Genomic DNA, 20780 nt, shown 5'->3' with positions numbered 1-20780 from the left:
CTTGATCTTAAATTATTGAAGCTCCCTCCGTCCCCGGAACGGTGAAGCGAAACGAAGTGAAGCGGAACCGTGTCCGGGGCCCAGCGAAAGACTCGCGAAGCGCTTCACTTCCCCGGCGCAACGATCACTCCATCAACGCCGCTGGCGTCGATCGCCGATTTGATGAATCCGCTGGCGCGCAATTCATCGATGATCTTGTCGAGCGCAGCCAGCGCCTCCGGCTTGTCGAGCGAAATCGCGATCGTCTGCGGCACGCCATAGAGATTGTCGGGCAGCATGCGCAGGCCCTTCGCGCCGCGCAAGGCGGCGCCAAGCCGTTGACGGTTGGCGGCGAATGCGTCGAGCGTCCCGTCATTGAGCTGCTTCACCGGCTCCTGCAGCGTGAAGTCGGCGTTCTCTTTCAGCGTCGCCTGCTTCAACCATGATTTGAGATAGACGGCGACGGAGTCGCCATTGTTCGCGCCAATCACCCGGTTGGGCTTGTCGATGTCGGCGACGGATTTGATGTCAGAGGTTTCCTTCACGAGAAAGCTCTGCTGCACCAGCATGTAAGCCTGAGTGAAAGCGACACCGGTGCGCTCGTTGTTCGGCGCGACGAAGCCAATGTCAGCCTCGCCGCTCTTCACGGCCTCGATCACTGCGGCCGGGCTTCCCAGCCCCTTCAATGAAAGCTCGACCTTGTGGCGCTTCGCGATCTCGCGCGCGAGATCGGCCGACGCGCCCTTGATCTCGCCGGTCGAGACATTACGGATCGCCTGCGCCGGATTGCCCGCGAGATAGACGGCGCGCAGCGCGCCCGCCGGGGCAAGCGGCGTCTCCGCGCGCACAGCCGCCGCGAAACCGCCCGCGGCAAGCAAAATCATCAGCAATCGTCGCATCCTCGTCTCCGGCGCCGACCATCACCCTATCATGTGGGATGCGGCCGGACAGAGGCGGCCGCAGCGCGCCATGTGTCCCAACGCACTTTCAAACCCCGCGCCAATTCCGCCATGAATATCCGGAGACTGTAACGAAACCGATGCCCGCCATCCTGACCCGCATCTTCTGGTTCGCGCTTGCGCTGATCTTCCTGATCGAAGCGTGGCTGTGGCGCCATCTCGAGGCGATCGTCGAGCGCATCGTCGCGGCGCTGCCCTTCGAGACGCTGAAGCGCAAGCTGAGCGAACTGATCGGCCGGCTGCCGCCCTACGCCACGCTCATCGTCTTCATTATTCCCGGCATCGTGCTGCTGCCGTTCAAGTTCGCCGCGCTGTGGCTGCTGTCGCACGGCCAGCTCATTCTCGGCGGTCTGGTTTTCGTTGCGGCGAAGCTCGTCGGCACGGCGATCGCCGCCTATCTCTTCCATGTCTGCCACGAGAAGCTGATGACGCTGGGCTGGTTCGCCCGGCTCTATAACGCCGTCATCCGCGCCAAGCATTGGGCGGATGATCTCGTGAAGCCCTACAAGCGCCGCATCCGCGCCTATGGCCGCCTTCTTCGCATGCGCAATCCATCGCTGTTCGCGCGGCGCGTCGCCTGGCTGCGCCGCCGCGCTGCGGCCCGCGCCGCCGCCTGACAAGCGAGATCAGTGGAAGAGGGCGAGCGGCGCGAACACCGCAAGGCTCATCATCGCGAAGGCGACGACGCCGAGACCGCCGGCGAGCGCGACCAGCCAGCCGATGCCGGTGATGATCGAGGCCGACGCCAGCACGATCCCGACCTGAAGAATTCCCGACGCGATCTCGAATTTCGTGTCGCGCGCATGCGAGCGGTCGCGCTGCTCTTCCGCCTTCTTGGCGCGCGCCGAAAGCTCCTTGCGCCCCTCCTGCGTGTCAGGCTCGGAATTGTAGCGCGTGACCGCCGCCTTCCAGGTTTCAACCCGCTTTCCCATCGCATCCTTTCGCGACGCGTCGCTCGATGCATCGCGATCAAGCTCCAGCTGATCGATGGCGGTTTGCAGCGTCGTGATGCGGATCGTCTTCGCCTGGAAGAACGCCCACAGGTTGGACGCCTCGATGTTCGACGACAGCATGTCGTTCTGCGCGTTCTTGCCGCCCGCCTCTGAGAAAGCGAGCAACAGCGCCAGAACCGCAATCAGCAACGCGACTTTCTTGTTGGCGCCATCCACGGCGCCGCCATGTCCGCCCGACATGATCCCCCCGAATCACACAGCTTCGATGCGGCCGGGTAGCACTGCTATGCGACAGATGAAAAGCGGGCAGCTCAGGCGCGCGGATGGGCCGCGCGATAGGCGTCGAGCAGTCTCGCTGCGTCAACCTTTGTATAGACCTGCGTCGTCGACAGCGAGGAATGGCCGAGCAGCTCCTGGATCGCCCGGAGATCGCCGCCTTTGCCGAGCAGATGCGTCGCAAAGGAATGTCGCAGCGCGTGCGGCGTCGCCGTCTCAGGCAAACCCAGCGCACCGCGCAGGCGCTCCATCGCCAGTTGCACAATGCGCGGCGACAGCGGCCCGCCCTTGGCGCCGCGGAACATCGGCTCGTCGGGCTTCGGCTGATACGGACATTGCGCGACATAGGCGTCGATCAGGCGCGCGACGGCCGGCAGCAGCGGCACGATGCGCTCCTTGCCACCCTTGCCGACGATCCGCAGCGAATCGACGCCGGCGCGCGGCGCATCGCGCGTGGTGATGGACAGCGCCTCCGAGATGCGCAGGCCCGCACCATAGAGCAGCCCGAGCACGGCGGCGTCGCGCGCGAGGATCCAGGGCTCGCGCTCTTCACCGGCGCGCAGGTCGACATCGCAGAGCTGGCGCGCCGCGCCGGCGTTGATCGGGCGCGGCAATCCCTTCTTGACCTTCGGCGGCCGGATCGCGGCGAAGGCGCTCGCCTGGCCGCGGCCGCTGCGTTCGAGAAAGCGCGCCAGCGAGCGCAAGCCGGCGATCTGGCGCATCAGCGAACGGCTTTCGACGCCCTGCTCGCGGCGATAGGCGAGGAAAGCGCGGAGATCGGCGGGCTTCAGTTGCGCCAGCGCGGCGAGATCGACGGCCTCGCCGAGATCGCGCGCGAGCCAGATGAGAAATTGCCGCACGTCGCGGCCATAGGCCTCGACCGTTTTCGCCGACATGGCGCGCTCATTGGCCAGCGCGCGCAGCCAGTCGCCGATCGCAGCCATGAGATCATCGGCGGCGGGGAGAAGCGCGAGGTCGTCGGGAGAAGAGGTCATCCCGGCGAGTCTGGCGTGGAATCCTGAATCGATCGTGACTTGCTCATACGTCATCCCGGGCGCGCCGCAGCGCGAGCGATGCGGCGCAGACCCGGGACCTCTGCGGGGATTGGCCACTCACAAAGCGGTCCCGGATCAGCGGCGCATCATTTCATGCTGCGCCGCTGATCCGGGATGACGTGCGAACGCTCACGGAAACCTTCGCAGCGGCTCCTCGGCGCCATCGGGCAATCCCGTCCGCGACGCATTCATGATCATCGCGAGGAAGCTGTAGTAACCGTTAGTGGCGGAGAGATCGATGACGCCCTGCTCGCCGAAGCGTTCCTTGGCGCGCGCCCAGGTCGCGTCGCTGACCTGCTTCGTGCGGTGCAGCTCGATCGAGAAATCGTAAACGATCGTCTCGTCGGCATCGAGATCGTCGGGACGGCGGCCCTCGGCGATAGCCGCGATGATCGTTTCCTTCAACCCCGCCTCGCGGGCGAAGCGCGCATGCAGCAACCATTCGAACTGCTGCGTCCATTCCCGCGCGGTCACGAGGATCGCCAGTTCGTTCAGCTTGAGGCCGATCGATGATTGGAACCGGAGATAATCTCCCATGCGCTTGGCGCGCAGCATCACCTCGGGGCTGCGCAGCATGGGCACGAACGGCCCGAGAATCGGCTCGCCGCGCGTGGCGGCGAATTCATCGGCCGCAGCGCGCTGCTCCTGCGTCATCTCATCGGCGGGAATCGCTGGCAGACGGTCGCGCGGCATAAGGGTTCCTCCTAGATCACGCCGCACTTTGATTGAAACAATCAAAGTGCGGGAACGTGATCGATTCCAAAAACTTAGAGCATGGCTTGTGCGAAAAACCGGTTCCCACTTTTTCGCGCCATGCTCTGGCGCCGCTTGTCCGTCGACGCCAATTGCCGCAAGCCATGCCCGAGCCTTCAGCCGCAGACAAGAATCGCCCGATCGTGATCGAAACTTTGCATGACGCCGCCGAGAGCCGCACCGGCGGCGTGGCCGACGTGCTGGCGCCGGTCGCGGTCGACACGGCCTATTCCTACGCCATTCCGCCAGGCGTCGCGGTCGCTCCAGGCGACGTCGTCGCGATTCCGCTTGGGCGGACGCAGACGGTCGGCGTCGTCTGGTCGGTCGATCCCAGGCGATCCGGCGGCAATCTCAAGCCGATCGAGGGCCGCGTCGATGCGCCGGCCATGCCGGAGAATGTGCGCAAGCTGGTCGACTGGATCGCGGGCTACACGCTGGCCTCGCGCGGCATGGTGGCGCGCATGGCGATCCGCCTGCCGCAGGAGGCGGCCGAAAAGCCGTCGCTTGGCGTGCGCGCCAGCGGGACGCAGCCCGGCCGCATGACGCCGGCGCGCGGCCGCGTCATGGCCCAGCTCGAATCCGGGCTGCTGACGCCGAAGCGCGCGCTCGCCGAGGCCGCCGGAGTCTCCGCCTCTGTCATCGACGGGCTCGTTGACGAAGGCGTGCTGCTGGTCGAGGCGATGATTGCGCGGTCGCCAACACCACCCGATCCCGATCATGGCGCGCCGCGTCTTGACGGACAGCAGATCGAAGCCGCCGACGCGCTCGTCGCGCGCGTGCGCGATGCGGCCTTCTCCACGACACTGCTCGAAGGCGTGACGGGCTCGGGCAAGACGGAAGTCTATTTCGAGGCCGTCGCCGAATGTCTGCGCCTCGGTAGACAGGCGCTCATCCTGCTGCCGGAGATTGCGCTGACGACGCAGTTCCGCGAGCGCTTCGAGCAGCGCTTTGGCGTGCCGCCGGCGGAATGGCATTCCGGCGTCGGCTCGCGCAAGCGCGACCGTCTCTATGAGCGCGTCGCGCGCGGCGAGGAGAAAGTCGTCGTCGGCGCACGCTCGGCTTTGTTCCTGCCCTTCACGAAACTCGGCCTCATCATCGTCGATGAGGAGCATGAGACCGCCTACAAACAGGAGGATCTCGCGCTCTATCACGCGCGCGACATGAGCGTGGTGCGCGGCCGCATTGAGAATTGTCCTGTCATTCTCTCTTCAGCGACGCCGTCGCTTGAGACGCGCGTCAACGCGATGAACGGCCGCTACGCCCATGTGAAGCTGCCGCAGCGCTTCGGCGCGCGCGAATTGCCGAAGCTCGCTGCGATCGATCTGCGCAAGCACGGCGCGCCGCGCGGCCGCTGGATCGCGCCGGCGCTCGATCAGGCGATGCGCGAAACGCTGGATCAAGGCGAGCAGACGCTGCTGTTCCTCAATCGCCGCGGCTATGCGCCGCTGACGCTCTGTCGCGCCTGCGGCCATCGCTTCCGCTGCGATGATTGCTCGGCCTGGCTGGTGGAGCATCGCTTCACGCGCTCGCTGCGCTGCCATCATTGCGGCCATCGTGAGAAGCGGCCGGACGCCTGTCCGAATTGCGGCGCGCTCGATTCGCTCACGGCTTGCGGCCCCGGCGTCGAGCGGTTGGCCGAAGAGGTCGCGACGCAATTTCCTGATAAGCGCGCCCTGGTGCTGTCATCCGACATGCCCGGCGGCGCGGAACGATTGCGGCAGGAGTTTCAGGACATTGCCGACGGCAAGGTGGACATCGTCATCGGCACGCAGCTCGTGGCGAAGGGCCATAATTTTCCCGGCCTCACCTGCGTCGGCGTCATCGACGCCGATCTCGGCCTCGCCAGCGGCGATCTGCGCGCGTCGGAACGCACATTCCAGTTGATGCAGCAGGTCACCGGTCGCGCCGGCCGCGGCGAGAAGCCGGGTCGCGCTTTTCTCCAGACTCATCAGCCCGATCATCCCGTGATGACCGCGCTGCTGTCAGGCGACGTCGAGCGCTTCTACGCCGAAGAGATCGAATTGCGTCGCGACGCGGGCCTGCCGCCTTTTGGACGGCTTGCCGCGATCATCGTGTCCGCGACCGCGCAGGACGACGCCGTGCAACATGCACGCGCGCTGGCGCGCAATGCGCCGCGCGTCGAAGGCGTGACGGTTCTCGGGCCGGCGGAAGCGCCGCTTGCGCTGGTGCGCGGCCGCCATCGCTATCGCCTGCTGGTGAAGGCGCCGCGCGGCTTCGATCTCTCGAATTATCTGCGCGCCATGATCGCCGAGGCGCCGAAGCCGGTGAGGTCGATCCGTGCGGTGGTGGACGTCGATCCGCAATCGTTTTTTTAGGGGAAGCCGCTGCGCGGAGTCTTTCGCTAGGCCCCGGTCTCCATTCCGCTCAGGCGTCGCCTTCGCTTCATGGAACCGGGGACGGAGACAGTTTCAATCTTGAAAGTCGAAACTCACATCGTCCCCGGATTCGTGAAGCGAAGCGGAACGAAGTCCGGGGCCCAGCGAAAGAATCGCGAAGCACTACTTATTTCCCAGCGATCGCATCCATCTTTTTCGCGAGCTTCACGTCGAGCTCGGTCAATCCGCCGGCGTCATGGGTCGAGAGCGTCACCTCGACGGTCTTGTAGACGTTCGACCATTCGGGATGGTGATCCATCTTCTCCGCAACGAGCGCGACGCGCGTCATGAAGCCGAAGGCTTCATTGAAATCCTTGAAGGTGAATGTCTTGGCGATCGCGTCGCGACCGTCGACTTCGCGCCAGCCGTTCAACGAAGCCAGCGCGTCTTTGCGCGCGGCGGCTTCAAGCTTCTGCGGCCTCGCCATCGCCTCAGGCCGTATGCGCGACGAGATCGTCGGAATAACCGAGCGGATATTGCGCCTCGACCAGATAAGGTCCGCCGCCGGTCGACTCGCGCGACGAGAACAGCACGAAACGCTGCGCCGTAAACGTGATCGAACGAAACAGGGCGCGCGCGCCGAGCCAGGCGGCGACGCCATGGGCGCTCGCCTGTCGCATACGGGCCAGCGTGACATGCGGGATGAATTTGCGCTGCTCCGGCGGCAGGCCAACGCGTCGCGCAAGCTTCTCATGCTCATACTGGAGATCGGCGAGATCGCGCGACAGTTTCACCCGCGCGAGCAGCGCCCGCGGCTTGTCGCCGCCGAAGGAGTCGAGCGCGTCGATCGTCACCTCGATCGGCTCGCCCTGCACCTCGTCGAGCCCCCAGGCGAAATCGCGGGCGGTTGCGCCATCGATGTCGCCGAGGAAGCGAAGGGTGACATGGTAGTTGTCGGGATCGATCCATCGGGCGCCGGAAACGCCGCCCCGCAGCATGGACAATTCGAACGCCACATCGGGCGGCACTTCAAACCCGGTAAACAGACGGGGCACGGCGGGCCTCCGCGAATCACGCCACTGTAGAGATAGTGTAGCAGGATGACTCCTGCACGACTCCGCGTCCTATGAACGCGGAAGCCGGCGGGAGGACAGAACCGCAATCCCCACGCCCGAGGCGATCACGAGCCCCATGCCAGCCAGAGTGAGGAGGTCGGGACGCTCGCGGAAGACGAAATAGCCGGCCGCCGCCCCAAATAAGGTCTTGGAATAATTGAAGGGAGAGACGTCAGCCAAAGGCGCGAGCCGGAGCGCCAGATAGACCAGCGCCTGCCCCACAGCGAGCAGCAAACCGGCGGCGCCAAGCCCCATCACCTGCTCCGGCTTCACCGGCGCCCACCCCCTGATCAGGGCGACCACGAGCCCGGCCAGGCCGACCACCGCGACTGTGGATAACGCCACCGCCATCGCCGGCGCATCCGATCTGATCTTGCCGGAGAGGAGGTCGCGGGCGGCGAAGCCGATCGCGGTCAGCACGGCGAGCCCCATGGTGGGATCGAAGCCGGTTGCGCCCGGCTTTGCGATCAGCAGCACTCCTGCGAAGCCGAGCAGAGCGAGGCCCCAGCTCGAAGCGGAGACGTGCTGACCGTAGAAGGCTGCCGCGCCCGCGAGAATGAAGAGAGGCGCGACCTGCGAGATTGCGGTGACATCCCCGATCGGCAATCGCGTCAGCGCAGAGATCAGACAGAAGATGGCGGCGCATTCGCCAAGCGCGCGCAGGATGATGATGCGATCGAACGCCGCCGAGATCACGCTGGTCTGTCGCATGGCGACGATCACCACGAGGGTGGCGAATGTCGAGATCAGGCCGCGGATCGCCATGCTCTGCGGCACCGGCAGCGTCGAGCCATAGGCCTTCACCAGCGCGTCATTGGCGGCGAAGAGCGCCATGGCGCCAATCATGGCGGCGATGCCGGACCAGGAGGAGCGTTGCATTCGATTGACGGGCAAACAGCGCGAAGCGCCTCACCTGTCACGGACACGCTCGCCAAGCCAGCCGATCGTCCTGATCGCCGCCGCAAGCGCCTCCTCGCGCGACGCATAGGTCGACCCGGAATAATAGGCGACCGGCGTCCACAAACCCGCATCCTCGACGTCGCGCCTGAATTCCTCAAATCCGAAAGATCCGTCAGGGCGCGAGAACAGATCGACGCAGCGATCGGCTTCGCTGTTCTCGATGCTGCGAAACACCAGCCAGGACTTGTCGATGCGTCGCGACATGGATGGATCAGATCGACTTCGCGATATCGCCGACGAACGTCTCCACGACGGGCTTGATGCGCTCGACGATGATCTTCACCCCGTCCACCGTCGGATGGAGCCCGTCGCGCAGCGTGAATTCCGCGCGCCCGGCGACGCCGTCGAGAAAGAAGGGATAGAGAAGCGCGCCATGCTTCTCCGCGATGCGCTTGTAGAGGCCTGCGAAGCGCTCGCCATATTGGGGACCGAGATTGGGCGCCGCCAGCATGCCGGCGAGCAGCACCGCCATCTTCTTTTCCCGGATGCGGCCGACGATCTGGTCGAGATTGTTCTCGGTGAGCGAGGGATCGAGCCCGCGCAGCATATCGTTCGCGCCGAGTTCGACGATCACGCCGTCGGTTCCGTCAGGCACAGCCCAGTCGAGCCGCTCGAGGCCGCCTGATGTCGTATCGCCGGAGACGCCGGCGTTGGCGATCGAGACGGGCCGATCAGCGCGATTGATCGCTTTTTCCAGAACGGCCGGAAACGCGGCTCCCGGAGGCAACCCGAAGCCGGCGGTGAGGCTGTCGCCAAGCGCAACAAGACGGATCGTCCGCAGCGTCCCGGCCCGAACATTGCCAGAAGTTAACGTCGCAGCGATTGCAGCAAGACCTAAACCAGCCACATTCCGCCTCGACAGATCAGCCTTTGCTTCCGATATGCTCGTCACGTTGTCTCCGCCGGTCCATCCATGCTCATGACGCCGCCCCGCCCCGCGCCATCGATCAAGCTCGATGACGTTCACCTGTCGCTCGGGAGCGGCGCCTCACGCGTCCATATCCTGAACGGGATCAGTCTGGAGATCGAGCCGGGCGAGATCGTGGCGCTGGTCGGCCCCTCCGGCTCCGGCAAATCGACGCTCCTGATGACGCTCGCGGGTCTGGAGCCGGTCGACAAGGGATCGGTGACCGTCGACGGCCAGACGCTCGGCGCGCTCGACGAGGATGCGCTGGCGCGCTTCCGCGGCCGGCGCATCGGCATCATCTTCCAGTCCTTCCATCTCATCCCGACCATGACCGCGCTGGAGAATGTCGCGGTTCCGCTCGAACTCGCCGACGATCCCGACGCCTGGGCGAAGGCCGAGCGCGAACTTGTCCATGTCGGTCTCGGCCATCGCCTCAGGCACTATCCTTCGCAGCTCTCCGGCGGCGAACAACAGCGCGTCGCCATCGCGCGCGCGGTGGCGCCGCATCCGCCGCTCGTGATCGCCGACGAGCCGACGGGAAATCTCGATGGCGCGACCGGCGAACAGATTGTCGAACTCCTGTTCGCATTGAAGCGTGAACGCGGCGCGACGCTTGTGATCGTGACCCATGACAATGAACTCGCGGAAAAATGCGATCGCGTGATTCGCATCCGCAATGGGCGCATCGAGGACGATGTCGATCAGGCGCTGGCGGAGGATCGCGCGTGAGCGTCGCAGCCGCCGACTCCCTTGGCGCGCCCGCCTCGCGCGGCCGCGTGCCTCTCGCCACGATTTTTCGCATCGCGTTGCGCGATCTGCGCGCGGGTTTGAGCGGCTTTCGCGTCTGCATCGCCTGCCTTGCGCTCGGCGTCGCCGCGATCACCGCGATCGGCGCCCTGTCGACAAGCCTCGTCGGCGGCATGGCCCGCGAAGGCCGCACCATTCTCGGCGGCGACGCAGCGTTCTTCCTCGTCAATCGCGACATCACGCCTGACGAGCGCGCGCGCCTTGAAAAACTCGGGTCGCTCTCGGTCGCCACATCGGCTCGCGCCATGCTGCGCGCGCCGACGGGCGACGCCACTCTGGTCGAGCTGAAAGCGGTTGATTCCAATTATCCCGCCGTCGGCGAACTGAAGACTGAGCCGCCGCTCGGGCGCGACGCGCTGAAGCGCAACGCTGACGGAAGCTTCGGCGTCGTCGCTGATCCGCTCGTACTGGCGCGCCTTAATCTCAAGGTTGGCGACAGCGCCGAATTCGGCGTGGCGCGCGTCACCATCGCCGCGACGCTGGTTGAAGAGCCCGACAAGCTGGCGACGGGCGTCGGCTTCGGCCCGCGTCTTCTCGCCTCGCAGCAGGCGCTCGACGCCGCAGGATTGATCCAGCCCGGCAGCTTGTTCAGGCAGATCTACCGCGTGCAGGCGCAGCCGCCGCTCGACGACGCCGCGCTCAACGCGGCGCTCGACGGCGTGAAGCGCGACCTGCCGCAGGCGGGCTGGGAAATCCGCTCGCGCACGAACGCATCACCGAACATCGGACGCAATATCGATCGGTTCAGCCAGTTCCTCGCCATCGTCGGCCTCACAGCGCTCGTGGTTGGCGGCGTCGGCATCGCCAATGCGGTGAAGGCCTTCATCGATGCGCGCCAGGAAAGTTTCGCGATCCTGAAGGCGGTCGGCGCCAGCGGGCGCGCCGTATTCGGCCTCGCGCTCGTCGAGGTCCTCGCGATGGCGACGATCGGCATCGCGATTGGCGTCGCGATTGGCCTCGTTGCGCCCTATCTCGTCGCCTGGCTCGGCGGCGATCTCCTGCCCATCCCGATCGATCCCACCCCAAGCCTGCGCGACGCCGGTTTGGGCGTGCTCTACGGCTATGTGACGACGCTCGCCTTCGCGCTCTGGCCGCTTGGCAAAGCGCATGACACGCCGGTCGCTGCGCTGTTTCGCGACCGCGTCGACCCCGCGCGCAAATGGCCGCGCTGGTCCTATGTCATCGCGATGGTTCTGTCAGTCGCCGCGCTGGCGGCGGTCGCGATCGGCTTCGCCTGGGAGCGGCGCGCTGCGGCGATCACCGTCGCGGCCGTCGCTGGCGTCTTTCTTTTGCTGCGCATCGTCGCGACCCTGATCATGGCCGCCGCCGCGCGCCTGCCGCGGCCGCGACGCACGGAATGGCGCCTTGCGCTCGCGAATATCCATCGTCCGGGCTCGCTGACGCCATCGCTCGTGCTCTCGCTTGGCCTCGGAGTTTCACTGCTGGTCGCGATCACCGAAATCGACGGCAATCTCCGGCGCGAGCTCAGCCGCAACATTCCGCAGCGCGCGCCCTCGTTCTTCTTCCTCGACATCCCGAATTCGGACGCGAAGCGCTTCGACGCCGCGCTGGCGGAAGCCGCGCCCGGCGCCAAGGCCGACCGGGTGCCGATGATGCGGGGCCGCATCGTCTCGCTCGCCGGCCGCCGCGCCGAAGACATCAAGGCGCCGGACCAGATCTCATGGGTGCTCGAAGGCGACCGCGGCGTGACCTACTCCGCGGTCCCGCCAGAGAATTCGCGCGTGGTCGAGGGCGAGTGGTGGGCGCCTGATCATCGCGGCTCCAATCTGGTCTCGTTCGACGCCGAGATCGCCAAGGGGCTCAATGTGAAGATTGGCGACAAGGTCGTGGTGAACGTGCTCGGCCGCGACATCGAGGCGACCGTCGCAAACCTTCGCAAGATCGAGTGGCGCTCTCTCGGCATCAATTTCGTCATGGTGTTCTCGCCCAATATCTTCGCAGGGGCGCCGCACACCCATCTCGCCACCGTCGCTTATGATCACCCGCCGGAAGCCGCCGAGGAGGCGGCGCTGATCCGCAAACTCGCGGTCGCCTTCCCGGCCGTGACCAGCGTCCGCGTGCGCGACGCGATCGAAGCCTTTGACAAGATCGTCAAACAACTCGGTCTCGCCATCAGGGGGGCGAGCGCCATCGCCATTCTGTCGAGCCTGCTGGTGCTCGCGGGCGCCCTCGCCGCCGGCCAGCGCGCGCGCCAGTATGACGCGGTGATCCTCAAGACGCTGGGCGCAACCCGCGGCCGGCTGCTGCTCGCCTTCGTCGCCGAATATGGCGCGCTCGGCGTGCTTGTCAGCCTGTTCGGGATCATCGCCGGCTCGATCGCCGCCTGGCTGGTGACGACGAGGCTGATGCAGCTCGAATTCACCTTCGAATTGCTGGGAGCGATACTGACAGCATTTCTTGCCATCGGAGTGACGATTATTCTTGGACTTGCAGGAACATGGCGATTGTTGGGAGAAAACATCGCCGCCAAGCTGCGAACACTTTAAATATTGTCCATGCAGGCGAAAGAATTACCGCCCCGGAACTGTTAAGACAGGCGGAAAAAACCTCTCCGAAAATCTGCGGAGCGCCGCATCCGAGACTTGACGCCTCTTGTCAGCAGGAGGCGGGCGCCCCATATTTCCCGCACGAGCGCGGAGCGTCCGCGCCGATCCAGAGAGGAACATCCATGGCCGACTTCGACCGCAATGCCTATCCGACCTACGGGTCCGGAGCGGCGGGCGCCGGGGCTGCTGTCTATGATCAGGGCCTCCGGTCCTACATGATCGGAATTTACAATCACATGATTCTGGGGCTCGCCATTTCGGGCCTCGTGGCGTTCGGCATTTCGACGCTGGGCCTCGGCAGCCCGATCGTGCAGGCGTTGTATCTGTCGCCGCTGAAGTGGGTGGTGATGCTGGCCCCGCTGGCCTTCGTGCTCTTCATGTCGTTCCGTCTCGACAGCATGAGCTACGGAACGCTGCTGGGCGTGTTCTGGGCGTTCGCGGCCTCGATGGGCCTGTCGCTCGGTTCGATCTTCTTCGTGTTCAAGCTTGGCTCGATCGCCAACGCCTTCCTCGCCACTGCCGGCGCTTTCGCCGCCATGTCGCTCTGGGGCTACACGACGAAGCGCAGCCTCAGCGGCATGGGCTCGTTCCTGGTGATGGGCCTGTTCGGCATCATCATCGCGAGCCTGCTGAACGTGCTGTTCTTCAAGGCCTCGGGCTTCGCCCTTGCGATCAACGTGCTTGCTGTGCTGATCTTCGCGGGTCTGACCGCGTGGGACACGCAGCGCCTCAAGGAGCAGTATGACTATGTCGCTGGCGACGTCGTCGCCATGGGCAAGGCCTCCGTCATGGGCGCGCTGAACCTTTACCTGAACTTCATCAACATGTTCACCTCGCTGCTCTCCATCTTCGGCGAGCGCGAATAAGCGAACAGAATTGAATGCGAAAAGCCCCGCTTCGGCGGGGCTTTTTGTTTGCCTACGAAGGGCGCCGCTGTTCGGCGTGAAAGACCCACGCGTCGAGAAGCGCATCAGCCCACTTTGTCGTTCCGATCCGCTTCGCTCCCAGCTTTTCAGCGACTCGAACGGATGCGGTATTTTGCGGATCAATATTTCCAATGATGCGGTCTGGGCGATGGGTCGCAATCATCCAGTCAACGACTGCTTTCACGCCTTCCGTAGCATATCCCCTTCCCCATGCCCGCGAGGCAATCGCATAAACGAGCAATGGATCAGGCGCGTTCTGCGGGTGAAAGAAACCGAGCCTGCCAACGAAACCGTCCCGGTCCTCGGCAACCATCATGCCGTAGCCCCGCAGCGCCCATTGTCCGAGAGCCATGGTCATGCGGGTCCAAACGTCGCCGGATGATGGAGGCGGACCTTCATGCATGAACCGCATCGCCTTCGCGTCGTGAGCAAGGGCAAGCAAATCGCCATGATCGCTTGCGTGGATGGCGCGTATCGTCAGTCTCTCCGTGCGCAGAATAGGAATGCTGAAAGTGACAGCTTCAACCATCTGCAGGTCCCGAAAGGCGATCAGCACCGACGCGGGCCGTAAAGCAGCAATCCCAAGACGGATGACCGCGCTGTCAATAGCGCCTCTTTGGTGCGGCGTCAGGCCCCGACCAGCGTCGGCTTCTTCTCGATCACGGCGAGCACGCGCGGCAGTTCATGGCCGCGCTTCAGCACAAGGCCGGTCGCCGCCACGATGCGATAGAGCCCCTGCTTCTGCCGCGTCCTCACATCCTTGATGATCTTGTAGAGCGGCACTTCGGCGGCGCGACGAAAGACGGAGAACACCGCCATGTCGCGACCGAAATCGATGGCGTAGTCGCGCCACTCCCCGGCCGCGACCATGCGGCCATAGAGATCAAGAATCTGATTCAATTCTTTTCTATCGAAGACTGTGGTCGGCGCCGGCGGGTGGCGGTGAAGCGCCACCACGGCGCCGCCCATCTGAGGCTCGGCGTTCTCGCCGCCCTGCGAATCCATCATGCGAAATCCTGCCGATGATTTGCTGGCGTAGATGATGCGACGGAAGCCTGCCCTCGCGCAATCCCGGCAAACAACGACGTGTTGGGGTGCAACTACCACAGTTTCGCCCTGTTCGGGTCAAATCACGGCCGCACGCGGGCATATGATCTCAATCGTTGCCTCGAAGGCCCGGCGGCGCTCCGCTCGGAACGTCAGCCCCCCAGCCCCCTGAACGGGGCGCCGGCCGGGCCAATCGATCAAACCTCCAAAGGCCGGCTTTGCCGGCCGTTTTTTTGCGCTCAATTTGCAATCATCGCGCCTGGGCGTGGTATTCCAGGTTTGGACGCATATCGACCGCGGACGCCATCCGGTTCGACATATTGTAGAAGGACGCGGTCGCGGCGATGTCCCAGACATCGCGGTCCGTGAAACCGGCGCGCCGCAGCGCCTCGCGATCATTCTCATCGATCGCATAGCTTTCGCTAGTCATCTTCACCGAAAAATCCAGCATGGCGCGATGCCGCGCCGAGAGATCCGCGGCGCGATAGTTCATCGCCATCAATTCTCCCAGAACGGGATCGCCGGACAGTTGACGCACTGCGGCGCCATGCGCTGCAAGGCAATAAAAGCACCTGTTCTCGGCCGACACCGCGACAGCGATCATCTCGCGCTCGAGCTTCGACAACCCCGAAGGCGCGAGCATGAGATCATTGTAGAACGCGGCGAACGCCTGCAGCTTCGCATCATCAATCGCATAGGCCTGCAGCACATTCGGCACGAAGCCGATCTTTTCGTCGCATTTGGCGAAATAGGCCTGCATGTCAGGCGACAAGGCCGCCTGCGGCAGATCAAGCGCCATCGGCTTCGGCCGCCCGTCCTGGCGCCGCGGCGTCTCGCCGACATCGGGACGCTTCGACTTGCCCGCCAGCGGCTTCGCATCCTGTCGCCTTGCTGTTGTCATATCCACTTCCTCCTCATCTTGTGAGCAACGGGTTAGGGCCAATCGACATTCATGTTTCGGGCGTGGCGCGTGTCGGATTTGGGACCTGAACAGGCGAAAAGACCGCGGTGGCGTTGTCCGCCACAAGGGCTTTTCAACGCATTCAGGGGCCAAATCCGCCGCGCCCCGAAGGGGTATGGCGCAAATCGCTCATCTCGGCGTCGCAACGCCTTGCAAGGGGAGAACCCTTGCGGCGGCCTTGCTCCTGAAGCTGAGCGATTTGCGCTCATACCACGCTCCAAACCATGAATGTCGATTGGCCCTGGACGCGCGGCTGTCGCGGCATTGTCGCCGGCGTGCGACAAGAGTAGCAAGAGCAGGGCCCGTCGTGAAACAAGGCCGTGCAAAATTGCGCGCCATGGGGAGGCGTTGATGCTTGACAAGAAGAAGCCCGCCAAAGCCAAATCCGAAACGCCTCCGAAGACTTCAAAATCGCCGCCGAAGACCCAGCCTTCCACATTCGCCGATCTTCTGTTCGCGCGCGCATCGGCCGAGGACATTTCCGCATTCGACGCCTCGTTCAGGAAGGATGCGGCGGCGATCGCCTACAGCCATCTCTCGTCGCCACGCGCGCCGCAGACGCACAACATCACGCTGAGCGACCTCACCGCGACGATCAACGGCCAGCCGCGCGATCTCACGCTCATCGAGATCGTGAACGACAACATGCCGTTTCTGCTCGATTCCACACTGGCGGAAATCGCCGGCCAGGGCATCGAGCCGCTGCTTGTGCTGCATCCCATTCTCGCGATCGAGCGCGACGCGAAGGGCGCTTTCGTCCGCTTCGCCGGCGACGCGACATCGAGCGCGCCTGAAGGCGCGCGCCGTGAGAGCCTGATCGAGATCGTCATCGATCGGCCCGCGCTGGAGAACTCGCGCCAGGCGATCGCCGAGGGACTCGATCGCGTCTATCGCGACGTGCGCGTCGCCGTCGCCGACTGGGTTGCGATGCGCGGACAGCTCGCTTCCGCGGGCCTCTCCTATCGCGCCAACCCGCCGCCGCTGCCGCGAGAGGAAATCTCGGAGGCGATCGCGTTTCTCGACTGGCTGGCGGAAGACAACTTCACGTTCCTAGGCTTGCGCGTCTACAAATATCCGCGCGGCGATGCAGCGGCGACTCCCGTCGACGGCTCCGGCCTCGGCATCCTGCGCGATCCGGACGTGCAGGTGATGCGACGCGGCGGCAAGCTGCTCTCGGTTACGCCTGAAATCCGGGCGTTTCTTGCAAGGCCCGCCGCCCTCATCATCACCAAGGCGAACGTCAAGTCGCGCGTGCATCGGCCGGTGCATCTCGATTATGTCGGCGTGAAGCTGTTCTCCGCCGACGGCAAGCTCGAAGGCGAAATGCGCCTTGTCGGCCTCTTCTCCTCCAACGCCTATATCGAGTCGCCGAGCGCCATTCCCTATATCAGGCGCAAGATCACGGAAGTCGCCGCCGGCGCCGGTTACGATCCGACCAGCCATTCCGGCCGCGCGCTGATGCATGTGCTGGAGAACTATCCGCGCGACGAGCTTTTCCAGGTCGACGCTGAGGCGCTGCAGCGCTTCGCCCAGGATATTCTCGCGCTCTATGAGCGACCCCGCGTGCGCGCGCTGGCGCGCATCGACACGTTCGACCGCTTCGTGTCGGTGATCGTCTTCGTTCCCAAGGACCGTTACGACACCGCCGTTCGCAAGAAGATCGGCGATTTCCTCGCCTCTCTCTACAAGGGACGCGTCTCCGCAGCTTACCCCTCCTATCCCGAGGGACCGCTGGCGCGCACGCATTACATCATCGGCCGCGACGAAGGAAAAACGCCCGTCATCGAGCGCGCGACGCTTGAAGCCGGCATCCTCGGCATCACCCGCACCTGGTCGGACGCTCTGCGCGACGAACTCATTTCGAAACGCATCGGCGATGAAGGCCGCGCGCTCGGACTGCGCTATGCCGAAGCTTTCAACGCCGCCTATCGCGAGAGTTTCTCCGGCGATGAGGCCGTCGCCGACATCGCCGTCATCGAGCAACTTTCGGCCGATGCGCCACGCGCCGTCGATTTCTATCGCCGCGGCGAGGATGCGGATCGCATTCATCTGAAGCTGTTCGTGCGCGGCGCGCCGATTCCGCTCTCCGAGCGCGTGCCTGTGCTTGAGAATATCGGCTTCCGCGTTCTCAACGAACGCACCTATCGCATTGCGCCTGCGAATGCGCCCGACGCGGAACGCGTCTGGATGCATGACATGCTGATCGAGCGCCCGTCAGGCGCAGCCATCGATCTCGCCGCCATCGAGGTGCGTCTGAGCGAAACGCTGCTCGCTGTGCTCGCCGGCGATGCGGAATCGGACGGGCTCAACGCGCTCACCCTCGAAGCCGGCCTGCCCTGGCGCTCGATCGCGATGCTGCGCACGCTGACACGCTATATGAGGCAGCTCGTCGTGCCCTACACGCTCGACTACATGGCGTCGGCTCTCGTGCGCAACGGCGCGATCGCGGCGCAAATCGTCGAACTCTTTACCGCGCGCTTCGATCCCGCAGCGAAAGGCACGATGGCCGATCGCATCACGCAGCAGAACGTCATTCTGGGCGACATCACGGCCGCGCTCGACGGCGTGTCGAATCTCGACGAAGACCGCATCCTGCGCCGTCTCGTCAATCTCGTGCAATCGGCGCTGCGCACAAGCTTCTATCAGCTCGACGCGAGCGGGAAGCCGCGCATCGCCATCGCCTGCAAATTCGACAGCCACAAGGTCGAAGGCATGCCGCTGCCGAAGCCGTTCCGCGAGATCTTCGTCTACGCGCCGCGTGTCGAAGGCGTGCATCTGCGCTTCGGCAAGGTGGCGCGCGGCGGCTTGCGCTGGTCGGATCGCCCGCAGGATTTCCGCACAGAAGTGCTTGGCCTCGTGAAAGCGCAGCAGGTCAAGAACGCCGTCATCGTGCCGGTCGGCGCGAAGGGCGGATTCTTCGCGAAGAAACTACCCTCCCCGTCCGATCGACAGGCCTGGATGGCGGAAGGCGTCGAGGCCTACAAACTGTTCGTCTCGACGCTGCTCGACCTCACCGACAATCTCGTCGGTGAGAAGGTTGTGCCGCCTGCGCTCACCGTGCGCCATGACGAGGATGATCCCTATCTCGTCGTCGCCGCCGACAAAGGCACCGCCACCTTTTCCGACATCGCCAATGCGATTTCGATCGAGCATGGCCACTGGCTCGGCGACGCTTTCGCGTCCGGCGGCTCGGTCGGCTACGACCACAAGAAGATGGGCATCACCGCACGCGGCGCGTGGGAGGCCGTCAAGCGCCATTTCCGCGAGATCGATATCGACATCCAGACGCAGCCGATCACTGTTGTCGGCGTCGGCGATATGTCGGGCGACGTCTTCGGCAATGGCGCGCTGCTCTCGCAGGCGATGAAGATCGTCGCGGCCTTCGATCATCGTGACATCTTCATCGATCCGACGCCCGATGCAGCGGCGAGTTGGAAAGAACGCCAGCGTCTCTTCGATCTGCCGCGATCGAGCTGGCAGGACTACGACAAGACGCTGATCTCGCAGGGCGGCGGCGTCTATTCGCGGAGCGCGAAATCGATCGTCTTGTCGGAACAGGCGCGCGTCGCGCTTGGTATCGACCGCGCGACGATGACGCCGGCGGAATTGATGAACGCAATCCTGCGCGCGCCCGCCGATCTTCTCTGGTTCGGCGGCATCGGCACCTATATCCGTGCGACCAACGAGCGCGACGCCGAGGTCGGCGATCGCGCCAATGATGCGATCCGCATCGCCGGCGTCGATCTGCGCTGCAAGGTGATCGGCGAAGGCGCCAATCTCGGCTGCACCCAATTGGGCCGCATCGAGGCGGCGAAGCGCGGCGTGAAGCTCAACACCGACGCGATCGACAACTCGGCCGGCGTGAACACGTCCGACGTCGAGGTCAACATCAAGATCGCGCTTGCGCGCCCGGCCGCCGACGGGCGGCTGCCGGCGAAGAAGCGCGACACGCTGCTCGCCTCGATGACCGACGAGGTCGGCCAGCTCGTGCTGCGCAATAATTATCTGCAGACGCTGGCGCTGTCGCTGGCCGAGCGGCGCGGGCCTGAAGACATGCCATTCATCAGCCGCTTCATGCGACGGCTCGAAGCGGAGGGCAGACTCGACCGCACGGTGGAGACGCTGCCTGACGACGCCACCGTGGCGCAGCGCGCGGCGCGCGGCGAAGGCATGACGCGGCCGGAACTCGCCGTCATCCTTGCTTACGCCAAGCTGTCGCTCCACGACATCATCCTGTCGAGCAGCGCGCCCGACGAGCCCTATCTTGCAGGCGAGCTCAACCGCTATTTCCCCTCGGCGATGCGCGCGAAATTCGCCGACGAGATCGCAACGCATCGCCTGCGCCGCGAGATCGTCTCAACGCAGCTCGCGAACGCAATCGTCAATCGCGGCGGCCCAACGATCATCGAACGCGTCACGCAAGGCGGCGCGGCCGCGGCGACCGACGTGGCGCTGGCCTATGCGGCGACACGGGACTCGCTTGGCCTGCTCGATCTCAACATCGCCATCGACGCGCTCGACGGCAAAGTCCGCGGAGTATTCCAGCTCGAACTCTATGCGCGCGTGCAGCAGGCGCTGCTCGCCTCGCTTTCCTGGTTCGCCGCCGCGCGCGCCAGCGGCGCGTTTGAGATGTCGCGCGACGTCGAGACCATTCGCAAGGCGGTGTCCGAAATCGTGAAAAATGTCGACACGCTGCTGCCGCACGAGAATGCGGTGCTTCTGAAAGCGGACCGAGAATCGCTCGTTGCGCAGGGCGTGCCGGACGAGGCCGCCGCCCATCTCGCCGCGCTCGACATCATCTCGGCGGCGCCGGGCGTGGTGCGCACAGCCCAGCAGATCAAGCGTCCGGTCGCCGACGTGATGCGCCGGCAGCTTGAACTGATCGATCTCCTGAAGCTCGAAGCGGTGCGCGTGAAGGCGCGCGCCATCGCTGCGCGCGATGAGTTCGAGCAGCGCGCCCGTGATCAGGCGGTGGCGGCGATCGATGAGGCGCAGACGCGGCTCGTCGCGACCGTCGCCGCAGCCAAGGCCGACTCGCTCGAAGAATGGCGCGGCAAGCATGCGCGGGCGCTCGCCGCCGCGAATGACGATGTCGCAAGCTTCGTCGGCGCCGATCCCAATCTCGCACGGCTTATCGTGGCCGCAAGCTCGATCAGCGCGCTCGCCAAGGCGTGAGCGC

The 20780-nt window shown here is 64.9% G+C and carries 18 protein-coding genes; 6 read left to right on the top strand and 12 right to left on the bottom strand.

What is annotated here, in order from left to right:
- Positions 1-104: 104 nt before the first annotated feature.
- Complete coding sequence (locus L8F45_RS01455; RefSeq protein WP_342361106.1) at positions 105-878, bottom strand: transporter substrate-binding domain-containing protein; 774 nt, start codon at positions 876-878, stop codon at positions 105-107.
- A 140-nt stretch (positions 879-1018) separates the two neighbouring features.
- Between L8F45_RS01455 and L8F45_RS01450 the strand changes: the two genes are divergently transcribed.
- Positions 1019-1555, top strand: a complete 537-nt coding sequence (locus L8F45_RS01450; protein WP_342361105.1) for a hypothetical protein — start codon at positions 1019-1021, stop codon at positions 1553-1555.
- Positions 1556-1564: 9 nt separating this feature from the next.
- On the opposite strand, the gene L8F45_RS01445 is transcribed toward L8F45_RS01450, so the two are convergent.
- The 3 genes from L8F45_RS01445 to L8F45_RS01435 form a co-directional block, all read right to left on the bottom strand.
- Complete coding sequence (locus tag L8F45_RS01445) at positions 1565-2131, bottom strand: DUF4337 domain-containing protein (protein ID WP_342361104.1); 567 nt, start codon at positions 2129-2131, stop codon at positions 1565-1567.
- A 71-nt stretch (positions 2132-2202) separates the two neighbouring features.
- Entirely contained in the window at positions 2203-3162 is a 960-nt protein-coding gene (locus L8F45_RS01440) for a tyrosine recombinase XerC (protein WP_425330004.1), read from the bottom strand.
- A 189-nt stretch (positions 3163-3351) separates the two neighbouring features.
- Positions 3352-3915, bottom strand: coding sequence for a carboxymuconolactone decarboxylase family protein (locus L8F45_RS01435; protein ID WP_342361103.1), 564 nt, complete (start codon positions 3913-3915; stop codon positions 3352-3354).
- Between the two features lie 164 nt (positions 3916-4079).
- Here L8F45_RS01435 and L8F45_RS01430 point away from each other — a divergent pair, with 164 nt between their 5' ends.
- Positions 4080-6311 (top strand): primosomal protein N', encoded by a 2232-nt coding sequence (locus L8F45_RS01430; RefSeq protein WP_342361102.1) that lies wholly within the window; start codon positions 4080-4082, stop codon positions 6309-6311.
- Between the two features lie 187 nt (positions 6312-6498).
- Here L8F45_RS01430 and L8F45_RS01425 read toward each other — a convergent pair whose 3' ends face one another.
- The 5 genes from L8F45_RS01425 to L8F45_RS01405 form a co-directional block, all read right to left on the bottom strand.
- Entirely contained in the window at positions 6499-6798 is a 300-nt protein-coding gene (locus tag L8F45_RS01425; RefSeq protein WP_342361101.1) for a 4a-hydroxytetrahydrobiopterin dehydratase, read from the bottom strand.
- Between the two features lie 4 nt (positions 6799-6802).
- Positions 6803-7366: an RNA 2',3'-cyclic phosphodiesterase gene (gene thpR, locus L8F45_RS01420; RefSeq protein WP_342361100.1), complete on the bottom strand. Its 564-nt coding sequence runs from the start codon at positions 7364-7366 to the stop codon at positions 6803-6805.
- Positions 7367-7435: 69 nt separating this feature from the next.
- Positions 7436-8305 (bottom strand): DMT family transporter, encoded by an 870-nt coding sequence (locus L8F45_RS01415; RefSeq protein ID WP_342361099.1) that lies wholly within the window; start codon positions 8303-8305, stop codon positions 7436-7438.
- A 30-nt stretch (positions 8306-8335) separates the two neighbouring features.
- Positions 8336-8590, bottom strand: a complete 255-nt coding sequence (locus L8F45_RS01410; RefSeq protein ID WP_342361098.1) for a hypothetical protein — start codon at positions 8588-8590, stop codon at positions 8336-8338.
- Positions 8591-8597: 7 nt separating this feature from the next.
- On the bottom strand, positions 8598-9233 hold the full coding sequence (locus L8F45_RS01405) for an arylesterase (protein WP_425329974.1): 636 nt from the start codon (positions 9231-9233) through the stop codon (positions 8598-8600).
- Between the two features lie 72 nt (positions 9234-9305).
- Between L8F45_RS01405 and L8F45_RS01400 the strand changes: the two genes are divergently transcribed.
- From L8F45_RS01400 to L8F45_RS01390, 3 genes are all read left to right on the top strand, one after another.
- Positions 9306-10022, top strand: coding sequence for an ABC transporter ATP-binding protein (locus L8F45_RS01400; RefSeq protein WP_342361097.1), 717 nt, complete (start codon positions 9306-9308; stop codon positions 10020-10022).
- Positions 10019-12607 carry an ABC transporter permease gene (locus L8F45_RS01395; RefSeq protein ID WP_342361096.1) on the top strand — a complete coding sequence of 863 codons (2589 nt, stop codon included), beginning with the start codon at positions 10019-10021 and terminating at the stop codon, positions 12605-12607. The genes L8F45_RS01400 and L8F45_RS01395 overlap by 4 nt, the downstream gene beginning before the upstream one ends.
- Positions 12608-12789: 182 nt before the next feature.
- The gene (locus tag L8F45_RS01390) at positions 12790-13533 is read left to right on the top strand and encodes a Bax inhibitor-1/YccA family protein (RefSeq protein ID WP_342361095.1); all 744 of its coding nucleotides are present in this window, start codon (positions 12790-12792) and stop codon (positions 13531-13533) included.
- A 52-nt stretch (positions 13534-13585) separates the two neighbouring features.
- Here L8F45_RS01390 and L8F45_RS01385 read toward each other — a convergent pair whose 3' ends face one another.
- The 3 genes from L8F45_RS01385 to L8F45_RS01375 form a co-directional block, all read right to left on the bottom strand.
- On the bottom strand, positions 13586-14122 hold the full coding sequence (locus L8F45_RS01385; protein WP_342361094.1) for a GNAT family N-acetyltransferase: 537 nt from the start codon (positions 14120-14122) through the stop codon (positions 13586-13588).
- Between the two features lie 98 nt (positions 14123-14220).
- On the bottom strand, positions 14221-14562 hold the full coding sequence (locus tag L8F45_RS01380) for a DUF2794 domain-containing protein (RefSeq protein WP_342363340.1): 342 nt from the start codon (positions 14560-14562) through the stop codon (positions 14221-14223).
- A 328-nt stretch (positions 14563-14890) separates the two neighbouring features.
- Complete coding sequence (locus L8F45_RS01375) at positions 14891-15439, bottom strand: peroxidase-related enzyme (RefSeq protein WP_342363339.1); 549 nt, start codon at positions 15437-15439, stop codon at positions 14891-14893.
- Positions 15440-15952: 513 nt separating this feature from the next.
- Here L8F45_RS01375 and L8F45_RS01370 point away from each other — a divergent pair.
- The gene (locus tag L8F45_RS01370) at positions 15953-20776 is read left to right on the top strand and encodes an NAD-glutamate dehydrogenase (RefSeq protein WP_342361093.1); all 4824 of its coding nucleotides are present in this window, start codon (positions 15953-15955) and stop codon (positions 20774-20776) included.
- The last annotated feature ends 4 nt before the right edge of the window (positions 20777-20780 follow it).

Origin of the sequence: Terrirubrum flagellatum (assembly GCF_022059845.1) — a bacterium.
Classification (GTDB): Bacteria; Pseudomonadota; Alphaproteobacteria; order Rhizobiales; family Beijerinckiaceae; genus Terrirubrum; species Terrirubrum flagellatum.
This window is presented reverse-complemented; position numbering and strand designations above follow the sequence as displayed.

What these genes read in the sequence shown, in the direction of transcription:
- L8F45_RS01455 (WP_342361106.1), bottom strand. Translation starts at nt 878, where the DNA reads ATGCGACGATTGCTGATGATTTTGCTTGCCGCGGGCGGTTTCGCGGCG.
- L8F45_RS01450 (WP_342361105.1), top strand. Translation starts at nt 1,019, where the DNA reads ATGCCCGCCATCCTGACCCGCATCTTCTGGTTCGCGCTTGCGCTGATC.
- L8F45_RS01445 (WP_342361104.1), bottom strand. Translation starts at nt 2,131, where the DNA reads ATGTCGGGCGGACATGGCGGCGCCGTGGATGGCGCCAACAAGAAAGTC.
- L8F45_RS01440 (WP_425330004.1), bottom strand. Translation starts at nt 3,162, where the DNA reads ATGACCTCTTCTCCCGACGACCTCGCGCTTCTCCCCGCCGCCGATGAT.
- L8F45_RS01435 (WP_342361103.1), bottom strand. Translation starts at nt 3,915, where the DNA reads ATGCCGCGCGACCGTCTGCCAGCGATTCCCGCCGATGAGATGACGCAG.
- L8F45_RS01430 (WP_342361102.1), top strand. Translation starts at nt 4,080, where the DNA reads ATGCCCGAGCCTTCAGCCGCAGACAAGAATCGCCCGATCGTGATCGAA.
- L8F45_RS01425 (WP_342361101.1), bottom strand. Translation starts at nt 6,798, where the DNA reads ATGGCGAGGCCGCAGAAGCTTGAAGCCGCCGCGCGCAAAGACGCGCTG.
- L8F45_RS01415 (WP_342361099.1), bottom strand. Translation starts at nt 8,305, where the DNA reads ATGCAACGCTCCTCCTGGTCCGGCATCGCCGCCATGATTGGCGCCATG.
- L8F45_RS01410 (WP_342361098.1), bottom strand. Translation starts at nt 8,590, where the DNA reads ATGTCGCGACGCATCGACAAGTCCTGGCTGGTGTTTCGCAGCATCGAG.
- L8F45_RS01400 (WP_342361097.1), top strand. Translation starts at nt 9,306, where the DNA reads ATGACGCCGCCCCGCCCCGCGCCATCGATCAAGCTCGATGACGTTCAC.
- L8F45_RS01390 (WP_342361095.1), top strand. Translation starts at nt 12,790, where the DNA reads ATGGCCGACTTCGACCGCAATGCCTATCCGACCTACGGGTCCGGAGCG.
- L8F45_RS01385 (WP_342361094.1), bottom strand. Translation starts at nt 14,122, where the DNA reads ATGGTTGAAGCTGTCACTTTCAGCATTCCTATTCTGCGCACGGAGAGA.
- L8F45_RS01380 (WP_342363340.1), bottom strand. Translation starts at nt 14,562, where the DNA reads ATGGGCGGCGCCGTGGTGGCGCTTCACCGCCACCCGCCGGCGCCGACC.
- L8F45_RS01375 (WP_342363339.1), bottom strand. Translation starts at nt 15,439, where the DNA reads ATGGCGCTTGATCTGCCGCAGGCGGCCTTGTCGCCTGACATGCAGGCC.
- L8F45_RS01370 (WP_342361093.1), top strand. Translation starts at nt 15,953, where the DNA reads ATGCTTGACAAGAAGAAGCCCGCCAAAGCCAAATCCGAAACGCCTCCG.